Here is a 14031-nt window from a genome sequence, read left to right as displayed (position 1 = left end):
CATATATCGTCTAGTGAGTGTTGATGAAAGCTTCGATTTCAGCGCGGGTAATCAGCCCGATTTTACGTGCTGCAGGCTTTCCGTCTGGATCAAACAGATAGGTACTCGGTAACATCGAAAGCTCATCTCCAAGTTGTGCTGCTGCAGTTCTGTCACCCAGCACGATCGCATAGGGAATCGTCATCTTCTCCACAAATTTCATGACATCTCGAGCATCGTCATACTCCATCGCAATCCCGATGATGACGATGTCGTTTCTTTCCCGGGACAACTCGGACAAATCAGGAATTTCTCTCAGGCAGGGTGGACACCACGTTGCCCAGAAATTGACCAATACCCATTTCCCCTTATAGCCCGACAAAGTATGCGTTTTACCTGAACTGTCCTCGAAGCGGAAACCATAGGCTCCCGCCTCGAAAACAGGCAGATACCCGACCAGCACAAGCAGGAAAATTGTAAACCACCGTTTCATCGACTATTCCGACAGCATTGACCAGAGCAGTTCATCCCGCAAGACCGGTTGTAATCTTTTCCGGAAAACCGCGCTACAAGAACCATATCTGTACCGCAATCATGATCTGCTCTGGTTATTTTCATGCAATCAATTCTGGCAGTCAGTAATTTTCAGTGGCTCCTATCCTCAACTAAATCTGGGGATGGGTTCGTTCCAGACTGGAGTGCAATTTATTGCAGGCACTCAGATAGGCTTTGGCGGAAGCCGCAATAATATCGGTATCTGCTCCATGACCATTGACGATCCGCCCGGCTTTCTGCAGGCGAACAGTTACTTCACCCTGCGCATCCGTCCCGCTGGTGATATTGTTCACGGAAAACAATTGCAGCTCTACTTTACTGTCCAGTATTTTCTCGATCGCGCGAAATGTTGCATCTACCGGGCCACTCCCTTCGGATACTGCCTGTTTTTCACTGCCTCCCACGGCAATGACGACCTGGGCCGAGGGTATTTCTCCGGTTTCACTGACTGCATGCAGTGAAAGCAGGCGATAGTGCTCCTCGGGAATCTGTGCCTCATCCGAGACCAGCGCATGCAGATCCTCATCGAAGATTTCATGCTTCTTGTCTGCAAGATCCTTGAAGCGCAAGAATATGGCATTCAGTTTCTCTTCTGATTCCAAACCGATTCCCAGTTCTTTCAAACGACTGCGAAACGCATTCCGGCCAGAATGTTTACCCAACAGCAATTTGTTTGCTCCCCAGCCCACATCTTCTGCACGCATGATTTCATAGGTTTCACGGTGCTTGAGTACTCCATCCTGATGAATACCTGATTCATGGGCAAAGGCATTGGCACCGACAATTGCCTTGTTGGGCTGCACCGGAAACCCGGTAATCCCTGAAACCAGCTTGCTGGCGGGTACGATCTGCGTTGTATCGATACGTGTATCGCATGGAAAATAATCCTGCCGTGTACGCACGGCCATCACGATTTCTTCAAGTGCAGCATTACCGGCCCGCTCCCCCAGACCATTGATGGTACATTCCACCTGGCGTGCACCATTCATGACCGCGGACAGTGAGTTAGCCACTGCCAAACCGAGATCGTTATGGCAGTGAACCGAGAATATAGCCTTGTCAGAATTCGGAATGCGCTCTCGCAGCGTACGGATCAGACCACCAAACTGATCCGGCATGGTATATCCCACCGTATCCGGAATATTCAGTGTCCGTGCACCTGCATTGATCACTGCTTCCAGCACTCGGCACAGAAAATCGATCTCGGATCGCCCGGCATCTTCAGGGGAAAATTCGACGTTATCAGTGTACTGACGTGCCCACTTTACTGCCTTGATCGCCTGATCGATGACCTGATCGGGCGACATGCGCAGCTTGTTCTTCATATGGATCGGAGATGTCGCGATGAAGGTATGAATGCGCACATTCTGATTGACCTGCAAGGCTTCCCCGGTGCGATCGATGTCAGCCTCCATCGCACGGGCAAGACCACACACCGTACTGTTGCTTACTGCCTCTGCCACTGCCCGGACCGCTTCAAAATCACCTCTCGAAGCAGCCGGGAAACCCGCTTCTATAACATCCACACCCATACGCTCCAACTGCCTGGCGATGCGTACCTTTTCTTCCATGGTCATGGATGCGCCGGGACTCTGTTCCCCGTCACGCAAAGTCGTATCAAAAATAACCAAATGCTCTTTCATTGTTCCACTCCACTATTATTCTGGCTAAAACGGACAACCGGCTGGCGGTGTACCAGCCCACATACTTCAAAACAGATTAAGAAATGATTGAAATAATTAGCGCGCAAGGCGCAGCAGTCGGCCAGTCAGATACAGCCAGACTGTCAGGCGGAAAGGATGAAAGGCGAGAGTAATTTCAGTAAATTGCATCATGCCGGCAAATATAAAACGTTTACCTTCATTTCGCAACAGCAGATGTTCAAGTTTCTTTACGGATTTCGTTACGTTTTCTGTTCTTGTACAGCCGCCAGATCTTCATGCCATATCCGGATAACGCATAAGTCAGAAATACCCCGAACAACACCAGCGGCGGATGACTCGGAATCAGAACGAAAAAGAACAGAAGCAGCAGCAAAACCACAAAAAACGAAACTTTCTTGTGCAAATTGAATTCTTTACCGCTGTAGTAAGGGATATTGGTCACCATGGTCAAGCCGGCAAACAGTGTCATGGCCCACGCCAGCCATGTGATATCGGCAACATCTACCTGGAAACCCAGTACTACCCAGATCATTCCAGCGATCAGAGCAGCCGCAGCCGGACTGGGCAAGCCTTGAAAATATTTCTTGTCGACGACTTCGACCGTTACATTGAAACGGGCAAGGCGCAACGCCGCACAAGCACAATAGATGAATGCAGCGATCCAGCCCAGTTTCCCCAGATCTCTCAACGCCCATTCGTACACGATCAATGCAGGAGCCACACCAAACGAAACCATATCAGACAGGCTATCGTACTCTGCACCGAATTCACTTTGCGTATGCGTCAGGCGTGCCACCCGGCCATCCAGGCCATCAAATACCATGGCCACAAAAATGGCAATGGCAGAATGCTCATAATGACCATTCATCGCCTGGACAATCGCATAGAAACCGGCAAACAGCGCCGCAGTCGTGAAGAGATTGGGCAGCAGATAGATACCCCGTCTCCTCCACCGCGGGCTTGTGACGGGCAATTGCTCTGGATCAGATTCCTGCATAAACAGACATGGGCATAGATCGGAGATAATCAGTGAAATTCAGCCAATACCGTTTGAGTGGCATAAACCTTGTCACCAATTGCGACATTGACTTTCGTTCCCAGCGGAAGATAGACATCGACACGTGAACCGAAACGAATGAAACCGAAACGCTGTCCGCGGGCAAGATGTTCCCCCGGATGAACATGGCAGACGATCCGCTTTGCGATGAGGCCGGCTATCTGCACACATGTCACATCCTGCCCTCCGTCGGTTCTGATCCACAAAGCATTGCGTTCATTCTCCAGCGAAGCTTTGGGCAGGCTTGCGTTCAGAAAATTTCCGGGAAAGTACCATCGATTGCGTATTTCACCATCCACCGGACTGCGGTTCGAGTGCACGTTGAAAACATTCATGAAAACACTGACTTTCAGCGCTTCACGCGGCAGATAAGGATCCTGCACCTTATCCACAGCAACGATACGCCCATCTGCCGGGGCAAGTACAGCCCCGGCAAGAGCCGGCACCACCCGTGGAGGATCGCGAAAGAACTGCAGAACGAACAGCGCAATCAGCCAGAATGGCAGTGCCCATAACCAGCCTGCCATAAACTGCACCAGTAACGCCACAGCAAATGCACCGGCGATGAAGGGCCATCCTTCACGTGCAATGATCGGATGAGGGTAGTAAGAAGTCGACATACGCTCAGTTCTTCGCCTGATCGACCAGTTTGTTTTTGCTGATCCACGGCATCATGTCACGCAGTTTGGCGCCTACTGTTTCAATCGGATGCTCCGAAGCGAGGCGGCGGCTCGATTTGAGCACGGGTGCGCCGGCACGGTTTTCCAGGATAAACTCGCGTGCATATTCGCCCGTTTGAATCTCGCGCAGGATTTTACGCATTTCATTACGGGTCGCATCGGTGATGATACGGGGTCCTCTCGATACATCACCATATTCCGCATTGTTGGATACGGAATAGCGCATGTTGGCGATACCTCCCTCGTAGATCAGATCCACGATCAGCTTGACCTCATGCAGACATTCAAAATAGGCCATTTCCGGTGCATAGCCTGCTTCCACCAGCGTTTCGAACCCGGCCTGGATCAGTGACGTCAAACCGCCGCACAACACGACCTGTTCACCGAACAGATCGGTTTCCGTTTCTTCCTTGAATGTGGTTTCAATCACACCACCACGTGTACCGCCATTCGCAGCCGCGTAGGAAAGTGCCAGATCACGCGCCTTACCGGATTTGTCCTGATGAACGGCAATCAGAGATGGAACACCTCCTCCCTGAGTATAAGTGGAACGTACCAGATGGCCCGGCCCCTTGGGAGCGACCATGATCACATCCAGATCTTCACGCGGAATGATCTGCCCGTAATGAACATTGAAACCGTGTGCAAAAGCCAGCGTGGCATTCTTCTTCAGAACCGGTTCGACTTCGGTCTGGTAAACCGATGCCATCTGTTCATCCGGCAGCAGCAGCATGATTACATCGGCATCCTTGACAGCAGCGCCTACTTCTTTCACGGTCAGACCGGCTTTTTTTGCTTTATCCCAGGATGCACCACCCTTACGCAGACCGATGGTAACCTTGACCCCCGAATCATTCAGATTATTGGCATGCGCATGACCTTGCGAGCCGTAGCCGATGATGGCTACTTTCTTTTTCTTGATGAGGGACAAATCCGCATCTTTATCGTAATAGACTTTCATTATTTTCCTTCCAGAGTATTGAATGGGGTGCAGCCACATCGGCAGATGAGGCCTATCGATGAAATCAGAATCCGCTGTCAGATTCCGCTAAAAAAATTACAGCTTTAAAACCCGTTCTCCACGGCTGAGACCCGAAACACCTGTTCTGGCTATTTCCAGAATCAGATTGCAATCTACTGCCTGCAAAAAACCATCCAGTTTCGACCGGGTTCCCGTAAGCTCGATTGTGTAGAGCTCGTTGGTAACGTCGATGATATTGCCTCGAAATATATCAGCAAGCCGCTTCATCTCCTCACGATCCTTACCCACCGCCCTTACTTTTACCAGCATGAGCTCCCGCTCGACATAACCTTCACTGCTCAAATCAATCAGTTTGACGACTTCAATCAGTTTGTTGAGCTGTTTGGTGATCTGTTCGACGATTTCATCCGGCCCATTGGTGACCAGCGTCATACGGGACAATGTCGGATCTTCAGTAGGCGCGACAGACAGAGATTCAATATTGTAACCACGAGCAGAAAACAGGCCTGCCACCCGCGACAGGGCACCGGCCTCGTTTTCCATTAACAAAGAAATAATATGTCGCATACTGTTATACCAGAATCATTTCGGACAAACCTTTGCCACCAGGTACCATAGGAAAAACATTCTCGGTCTGATCCGTAATGAAATCCATGAATACCAGTTGTTCTTCCAGTTTGAAGGCTTCTCTCAATGCACCATCGATATCTTCCGGTTTATCGATCCGCATGCCGACATGCCCGTAACTTTCTGCCAGTTTGACAAAATCGGGTAATGCATCCATATAGGATTCAGCGTAACGGTTGCCATGGAAAAACTCCTGCCATTGACGCACCATCCCCATGTAGCGGTTGTTCAAATTGATGATCTTGATGGGCAGGCGATACTGTTTACAGGTGGATAACTCCTGAATGCACATCTGGATACTTGCCTCTCCGGTAATACAGGCCACCGTACTGCCCGGGTTGGCCATCTGTACCCCCATCGCAGAAGGCAGACCGAATCCCATCGTACCCAGGCCACCGGAATTAACCCAGCGGCGCGGTTTATCAAATTTGTAAAACTGGGCTGCCCACATCTGATGCTGCCCGACGTCAGAAGTAATGAAGGCGTCTCCGCCGGTTATTTCATACAGTTTTTCCACCACCAGCTGCGGCTTGATAACGCTGGCCGACCGGTCATATTTCAGGCAATCACGTGCCCGCCACAACTCGACCTGCTCCCACCATTTGTTCAAAGCATGGACATCAGTCGTCTCCCTGCCGGCTCTCAGCAGCATGATCAACTCTTTCAGTACCGCAGATACACTGCCGACGATAGGAACATCCACCTTGACCCGCTTGGAAATCGATGATGGATCGATGTCGATATGGATGATTTTCCGTTCTTCGCTGTAGAAATGCTTGGGATTTCCGATGACGCGATCATCAAAACGAGCACCGACTGCGATCAGCACATCGCAGTATTGCATGGCCATATTGGCTTCGTAGGTACCATGCATGCCCAGCATCCCGACAAATTGCCGGTCAGTCGCCGGATATCCTCCCAGCCCCATGAGGGTACTGGTACAGGGAAAATTCAGCATCTGCACGAGTTCTGTCAATTCTGCCGCAGCATCATCCAGAATCACCCCGCCACCGGTATAGACCATGGGACGCTTGGCTTCCAGAATCATCTGGACGGCTTTCCTGAGCTGCTGGGCATCCCCGTTGATTACCGGTGAATAGGAACGCAATGAGATACTGGCAGGATAATGAAATTCCGCCTTCTGCTGGGTGACGTCCTTGGGAATATCCACCAATACCGGTCCTGGACGACCGGTTGAAGCAATATAAAAAGCTTTTTTGATTGTGACCGCCAGCTCCGATACATCCTTCACCAGGAAGTTGTGTTTGACACAGGGCCGTGTAATTCCCACGGTATCCACTTCCTGGAAGGCATCCTGACCAATGGCAGCCGTGGGAACCTGCCCACTGATAATCACCATTGGAATGGAATCCATGTAAGCGGTAGCAATACCCGTTACGGCATTGGTCACCCCCGGGCCAGATGTCACCAGTGCTACACCGACCTTGTTACTGGAACGCGCATAACCATCCGCTGCATGGAGGGCAGCCTGTTCATGGCGAACCAGAATATGCTTGACTTTATCCTGCTTGAACAATTCATCATACAGGAACAATACGGCACCGCCGGGATAGCCAAAAATATGACTTACCCCCTCCTCCTGCAGACAACGTATCGTAATCTCGGCACCTGTCAGTTCAGTACTCATACCAGGGAATCCCCAGACTCAAAATAATTTTTCTTCATCTCATCATTAAAACCAATATTTGCTTTGTATCGATTCCGATTACAAAACCATAAAAACGCTTTGGAGCACCTTGCATTCGGTGCGCACAAATAAAAAATGCGAGACCCCTGTCCAAACGATCGGAGGACAGTGTATCTCCCGGATTTTTCCTGACCGACAGCAAAGGGAGCAAGATACGAAACAGATAACCTTTGTCTCTATTACCAGGATTATATATTGACTTCCGGCAAATATCTCGGTAATACCACAACTATATTAATGGTTTCAGCATGCGGAACTATCCGTTCGTCCCCCCGACCGTCAACCCGTCTATCCGCAAAGTCGGTTGTCCGACACCTACCGGCACACTTTGTCCTTCCTTGCCGCAGGTACCAACCCCCGGGTCCAGCGCCAGATCATTTCCAATCATGGAAACGCGGGTAAGTACATCCGGGCCATTACCAATCAAAGTAGCCCCTTTCACCGGATAGGTAATTTTACCATTTTCAATCATATAGGCTTCCGCAGCCGAGAATACGAATTTACCACTGGTGATATCAACCTGCCCTCCACCGAAATTGGCGGCATACAAACCCTGCTTGACAGAAGCGATGATCTCTTCCGGTTCTTTATTACCATTCAACATACAGGTATTGGTCATGCGCGGCATGGGGATATGGGCAAATGATTCACGCCGGCCATTACCGGTAACACGCTGATTCATCAGCCGGGCATTCAGATTATCCTGCAGATACCCCTTGAGGATGCCATCCTCGATCAACGTAGTACATTGTGTCGGATTGCCCTCATCATCGATGTTCAACGACCCGCGACGATCGCGTATCGTACCATCATCGACCACTGTCACCCCCGGTGCCGCCACCCGTTCACCAATCCTGCCAGAAAAGGCCGAGCTCCCTTTCCGGTTGAAATCTGCCTCAAGACCATGACCGATTGCTTCGTGCAACAAAATACCCGGCCACCCGCTACCCAGCACGACAGTCATGCTTCCTGCCGGAGCCGGTTGCGACGCAAGATTCGTCAATGCCTGATGGACTGCCTTACGGGCATAATCCTGCAATATTGCATCGGTAAAATAAGCATAATCAAAACGTCCGCCTCCTCCAGCAACGCCTTGCTCCCGCCGGCCGTTTTCTTCGACGATGACTTGTAACGACACGCGCACCAATGGCCGCACATCGGCAGCAAGTAATCCATCGCTGCGCGCAACCATGACCACCTCATATTCTCCAGCCAGCGATGCCATGACCTGGATGACCCGCTTATCCAGCGTGCGCGCAAATCCTTCCAGCCGTTCGAGCGTACCGATCTTGTCAGCATCTTTACAAAGCGCGATAGGGTCCAGAGAAGAGTAATACAGTGCCTGCCGGGCATCGTTTCCTGATAATCCCGTAATAGAGGCATGTGTTCCACCGCCCTGGGCAGCAATTGCGCGCGTTGCCCGGGCAGCAGAAATCAGTGCCTGGCTGCTGATATCATCCGAATAGGCAAAAGCGGTCTTTTCACCGCTGATCGCCCGTACCCCGACTCCCTGATCGATATTGAAGCTGCCTGATTTGACGATACCCTCTTCCAGCACCCAGCCTTCCGACCGGCTGTACTGAAAATAAATATCCGCATAATCAATCTGATGGGTAAGGATGTGCCCGAATACATCCTGCAGCCTGCCTGTGTTCAACTCATAAGGGGCCAGCAGGTATTGATCGGCAATCGTAAATGAATCCATCATTCCAGAAATAAGTTCATAAAAAATCACAACGGACGAGCTGCTGTTCCTCGCAGCAGCTCGTCCGCAAAAAATAGAAATAACGTAAAAGCCGAATCAGGTTTTCTCAACAGGCAAGCAGGCAACGGTGCTCCAGTGCGGGCAGACTCGCCCGCACACTTGACTGATATGCTCGATCGATTTCCGCCACCACCACCCCCGGTCCACGCGGAAGACGGTCGATAATCACACCCCATGGATCGACGATCATGCTGTCACCATTGGTTTCACGCCCGTTCACATGGAATCCCCCTTGCGCCGGAGCGATCAGATAAGCCTGATTCTCGATCGCACGCGCACGAATCAGCGTCTCCCAGTGGGCCTTGCCGGTAATGGCAGTGAACGCCGCCGGTGCCAGAATGACATCCACCTTGCCCATCATACGGTAAAGTTCGGGGAAACGCAGATCATAGCAGATGGACAACCCCATCCGCCCAAACGGGGAATCGAGCGCAACCACCCGATTACCCGCGTCGATCGTTCTCTCTTCAGCGAAATTCTCGTTACCCAGCGACAACCCGAACAGGTGAATCTTATCGTAACGCGCCACCTGCTGGCCATGTTCATCGTATACCAGGCAACTGTTGTATACCTTGTCCGATACCGGTGAAATCAGTGGTACCGACCCTCCCGCCAGCCAGATGCCAAACCGCTTTGCGGTTTCGCTCAGAAAATTCTGAATTTCCCCTTCACCAGGATTTTCACGTACTGCCAGCTTATCCGTATCCTTCATTCCCATGATACAGAAATATTCCGGCAACACTACCAGCTTGGCCTGTTTTGCGGCGGCCTCTTCAATCAGGCGGAAAGCCTCTTCAAGATTAGCAGTTACACTGGGACCGGAAGCCATCTGAACGGCTGCCACCCTTACTCTGGTATTATCACTCGCTTTAGAGCGGGCAGCCTGATCGATACCAACGTCAGTAGACATGATTCCCGCCCTCCCTGTATCCGATTCCTGCCTGCGACAATATCAAGCAGTTCATACTCAGCCCCCCTTCCTCTTGATTGATTTTAACGCAGGGTACCACCTCGATTCCCCCGTTATCGTTATTATATGTGGCCCCTGTTTCGGGCCGGTACCTCTGTTGAAATACAAACTTACTGCGCAGCGGATCGTTGCAGCTCATGGAGGGCCTGATCAGAGGTTCCCTAAGGTTGCTCAACCTTGTCTCGCTCTTCATCCAGCCTGACGACAACCGGGTCACTCCAACTCCCAGTTATAGCATATTCATTGAGCAGCACGCGATCAAAAGGATCCTGCAAAGCCCTCTTGGCAATCATGGCCGCAATTCCAGCGATGGGAGTTGCCAGTCCGAACGAGGGAAACACTTTCAGATTCAAGGTCTGTGTCTCGTTTACCAAATCCCATTCCCCTTTCAGGATAAGCTCTGCCGCACTGCCCGCTATATACAGATCATCGACCGAAGCAACACCACTCTTAATACTGATGTGGCCGTTCAGTTCATCAAATCCGAATCCTTTACCGAATACATCATAAAAGTTCAATGTCAGCCTGCGAGGCAAGGATTTCAGGTCAAAAACCCCCAGTAATCTACCAATCCCAGGTTTCAGTTCTGTGAATTGCCCATGCTGCGCATCAAGCTGCAGACTGCCGTACAACGTTGCAAAATCCACTGAAAACGGTTTGCCCGCCCAATCCAGATTTCCTTCCAGCACCCCTTTACCGCGAGCAATACGTCCCGGATAACCATGGCGCTTGAACAGTTTTCCGATATTACTCGATTGCAGTCGGATGTGACTGTACATCCGGTAAGGCGGTTTATGATTTTCCCATAATCCATTGGCCTGCAGCCTGCTGTTCGGGTGTCTGATATCCAGATTCTCGACCAGCCAACCATCCTGCCTTTGCACGGCACTGAGTTTCATCTGGCCCAGCAGCCCGCCTTTTACGAACAGCTCATCGGCTTCGATATCTACAGCCGGCCAATCTCCAGGAGGATCATGTTTATGGGGTGTCAGAATATTCTCTGGCGCATCCTCCGGTATTTTCAACCGGCTCAGACGTGCCACAACTTTCTGTGGAGATGCTGCCTGCCAGTCTATCCTGCCGTCGACCTCCTGGCTGGAAACATCCACCCGCCAGCTTTCACCCTGCCTGTCGATGGAAAAATGAGTGTCATTGAAATAGCTGGACAGAAACTCAAACTGACCGATATGCAAATCGAACTGTACCGACCGGGTCAGAATATTATCCAACCCGCGCGCAGTATGGTCGAGCGAAGCATCCATCCCGGCATGCCTCTTGAACAACTCACGTAACTGATCCCATTCCAGCCTGGACACCGAACCTTCCACCCGGGTCACCCGATCCTGCGGCAATGTACCATGCCCGCCAAAACTGATTATCCCGCGTACCGGATGATAATAATGTGCCTTTTCGCGTATACGCTGAAATTCCGCTGTCAGGATATCGCCATAATGAAAATGCACATGATCATCACGCGGCAGGGTAAAAACTTTTTCCAGGCGCACGGGAATCACTTCCGCAGCAGTCTTGGAAAAAGGTGCCGGGAACATCAGCTCCACGCCTTCCAGCGAGGATTCGACCACGATACCGACTTTGCCCGATTCAACCTCCACTGCAGCCTGCCAGGCTGAACCGCCGCGTATGAATTGTGTCCACAACTGCGATAAATCAACTCGTTTGACGAGATTCGCATCCGGCCGAAAGTGGTCGAAATCAGCCCGACCTCGAGCAGTGATACGTACCCCTCCCTCAGGCAGGGAAGCAGAGGAAAACTCGACTGCCCCCCCCATTACCTGAGCACGAATCCCTTCCAGTACCACACCGGACTCAGTAAAGACCAGTGAGCCGTTGACCTGGTGAAAATCGGGAATATAGCGATCAAGATCGATCCGGTTATCGACGAACTGGTAACGCCCCTGCATTCTGGTAACGGAAAATTTTTCCTGAGCAACCGACAACACCACCTCTGCCTGCAGTCTCCCCTTCCCGGAAAATTCAGCCTGACCCAATAATTCTCCGACATTCGGACCCACATCTACCCTGCGTAACAGAGTGGCCATCTCTCCGCTCTCTCCTTCCGCCATGCCTTTTATCCTGATTTCAGGGCGGTCTGCATACACGTCATCCGACTGCAGCATGAACTTTTGCAATCGGATGCCCGCAACACTGGCGGAAGAAAGAGACAGATCGAGCGCACCGTCCTGTATCGAAACACGCCCCGTCATATCGGAAACCTCCGGCCAGTCATCGGAAATCTTAATACCGGCATTACTGATGGCAGTTTCTGCATGAATGGAGAATGCGTCCTTTTTATCAACAGACCGGCCGTTCAATAACCCCATGAACTGGAACTTTGCATCGCTCAATTTCCCTGAGAGGGTTGCCTTATCAAGTTTATCCTTCCAGGTTTCATCCGCCATCCAGGTGGCATATTCGCCGAGAAGATGCATGTCGGCGTGTGATAAACCGCCTGTCAGATCGATCCGTGCAGGCATCTCTCTGTCAAAGGCACAGTTCCCCTGCAGAGTGCCACTTCCTGCATCGCTCTCGAAAGCGATATCGCTGAATTTGATCCGGGTTACGGCATGATCAGCAGCGGTTTTCCAATCCACCCGTCCGATCAGCGAGTCGAAGCGGAATTTCTCGCCAGGCGACTGCGACTTGCTGATTTCCACATTTTTTGAAGACAGGAACAGGGAACCTCCCGCCTCAGTAGCGTCAACGATTCCACTGATACCGCTGAATGCGGGATAGTCGTCGAACGACTGCACGGCGAGATCACTGAAACCGGCATTTATCCGGAAAGGTGGTTTTTTTGTCCAATCACCTCGCCATTCGAGATTGACATGCTTTACCATCCCACGCGCAGACAACCTGGACAAAGACTCATGTAAAGCTTCTTCTACCGGCAGACTGGCAGCAAGTCTCATCAGCACATCCATCCTCAGCCCGCCGGCCTGCAGACTGTGTACGGGTAATCCACCATCTTTCGGGTTCAGCACGCGCCAGGATGCATCGATCGGCCCGGTCAGCGGCAAACCGTTGAGCTCGATGCTCATACCACGAGCAAACCATTGTCGATTTACCCCCTTTGCATCTTCTGTCTCGTGCCACCCCCAGCGACCGTGCAACCGATCGATCTCCAGTACAGGCAACTGCCGGGCAACATGAACCGCTGTACCTCGCAGGCTGATATCCGACACCCACCTTGCCAAGCTGCCGGCACGGATATCCGCCCAGGCACGCATGCTGCCTTTTCCTTTTTTGAGTACCAGATCAGCCGGCAATGTCATCCATTCCTGCCAGCTTCCCAGATCAACATCCTGTAACTGGACGAACAGACGTCCCTGCCATGCTGACAACGTCCGGACAGAATCACCGGTAACATCTCCACGAAGATCCACCCGGGAAAACAATGGGTCGGATGAATGTGCCTGCAATCCGAATTGATGACGTCTGCCTCCCCGTTTGTTCTGCAGATGCAAATTGACCGATTCAAAATAATGTACCGGGCGGCGGTGTAATTCATCCTGCCAGTAAATGACGGCCTGCCTGATGATCAAACGCCGCTGACGCAGCAGCCAGTCAAGAAATCCACTTTCCTGCTGATTCTCACCCAGTGTCACGCCAGCAATATGCAAAACGCCTTTCACATCCCGGCGTGTCACCAATGCAGGCCGGTCAATGATGATTTCATGAAAGTTGAGTTCACCGCGCAATAGTGATCGCCACGAAACCGTCCCTTCTATTTCCGGAAACACCAGCACCGGCTCATCCTGCCGATCTGACACACTGACCCCCTGCATCGACAAATGCGGGCGCAAACCATCCCAGTTGGCCCGGATGGAATCGATCCGTACCGGTTGCCCGGCAACACGCGTCATGGCTGCGGCAATATCAGAGCGGTATTTTCCGATATCAGGCAGAATCCAGTAGCGCAACGCAAGCAATAGCAGACAGGCAAGTATCGCCACCAGCAGAAAACCTCGGCCCGCCCAACCCAGGCAGACCGTACAATGACGTAACAAAGAATGCGGCATAAGC

The 14031-nt window shown here is 51.6% G+C and carries 10 protein-coding genes; all 10 read right to left on the bottom strand.

Annotation, left to right across the window (positions count from 1 at the left end; translation table 11 throughout):
• Positions 1 to 10: 10 nt before the first annotated feature.
• The 10 genes from HRU73_RS03550 to HRU73_RS03505 all read right to left on the bottom strand — a co-directional run bounded on the left by HRU73_RS03550 (position 11) and on the right by HRU73_RS03505 (position 14027).
• The gene (locus tag HRU73_RS03550; RefSeq protein WP_287399486.1) at positions 11 to 472 is read right to left on the bottom strand and encodes a TlpA family protein disulfide reductase; all 462 of its coding nucleotides are present in this window, start codon (positions 470 to 472) and stop codon (positions 11 to 13) included.
• 172 nt (positions 473 to 644) lie between these two features.
• Positions 645 to 2177, bottom strand: a complete 1533-nt coding sequence (locus tag HRU73_RS03545; RefSeq protein WP_287399484.1) for a 2-isopropylmalate synthase — start codon at positions 2175 to 2177, stop codon at positions 645 to 647.
• Between the two features lie 238 nt (positions 2178 to 2415).
• Complete coding sequence (gene pssA / locus HRU73_RS03540; RefSeq protein ID WP_287399483.1) at positions 2416 to 3195, bottom strand: CDP-diacylglycerol--serine O-phosphatidyltransferase; 780 nt, start codon at positions 3193 to 3195, stop codon at positions 2416 to 2418.
• Between the two features lie 29 nt (positions 3196 to 3224).
• On the bottom strand, positions 3225 to 3875 hold the full coding sequence (locus HRU73_RS03535; RefSeq protein WP_276679743.1) for a phosphatidylserine decarboxylase: 651 nt from the start codon (positions 3873 to 3875) through the stop codon (positions 3225 to 3227).
• 4 nt (positions 3876 to 3879) lie between these two features.
• Entirely contained in the window at positions 3880 to 4896 is a 1017-nt protein-coding gene (gene ilvC, locus HRU73_RS03530) for a ketol-acid reductoisomerase (protein WP_011111901.1), read from the bottom strand.
• A gap of 96 nt (positions 4897 to 4992) precedes the next feature.
• The gene (gene ilvN / locus HRU73_RS03525; protein ID WP_011111902.1) at positions 4993 to 5484 is read right to left on the bottom strand and encodes an acetolactate synthase small subunit; all 492 of its coding nucleotides are present in this window, start codon (positions 5482 to 5484) and stop codon (positions 4993 to 4995) included.
• Positions 5485 to 5488: 4 nt separating this feature from the next.
• Positions 5489 to 7192 carry an acetolactate synthase 3 catalytic subunit gene (locus HRU73_RS03520; protein WP_011111903.1) on the bottom strand — a complete coding sequence of 568 codons (1704 nt, stop codon included), beginning with the start codon at positions 7190 to 7192 and terminating at the stop codon, positions 5489 to 5491.
• 316 nt (positions 7193 to 7508) lie between these two features.
• Positions 7509 to 8960 (bottom strand): metalloprotease TldD, encoded by a 1452-nt coding sequence (tldD, locus tag HRU73_RS03515; RefSeq protein WP_276679739.1) that lies wholly within the window; start codon positions 8958 to 8960, stop codon positions 7509 to 7511.
• A 103-nt stretch (positions 8961 to 9063) separates the two neighbouring features.
• Positions 9064 to 9927 carry a carbon-nitrogen hydrolase family protein gene (locus HRU73_RS03510; protein WP_287399480.1) on the bottom strand — a complete coding sequence of 288 codons (864 nt, stop codon included), beginning with the start codon at positions 9925 to 9927 and terminating at the stop codon, positions 9064 to 9066.
• A gap of 221 nt (positions 9928 to 10148) precedes the next feature.
• Complete coding sequence (locus HRU73_RS03505) at positions 10149 to 14027, bottom strand: YhdP family protein (protein WP_287399479.1); 3879 nt, start codon at positions 14025 to 14027, stop codon at positions 10149 to 10151.
• Positions 14028 to 14031: the final 4 nt, after the last annotated feature.

It is taken from the genome of Nitrosomonas sp. H1_AOB3 (assembly GCF_015709435.1).
Classification (GTDB): domain Bacteria; phylum Pseudomonadota; class Gammaproteobacteria; order Burkholderiales; family Nitrosomonadaceae; genus Nitrosomonas; species Nitrosomonas europaea.
This window is presented reverse-complemented; position numbering and strand designations above follow the sequence as displayed.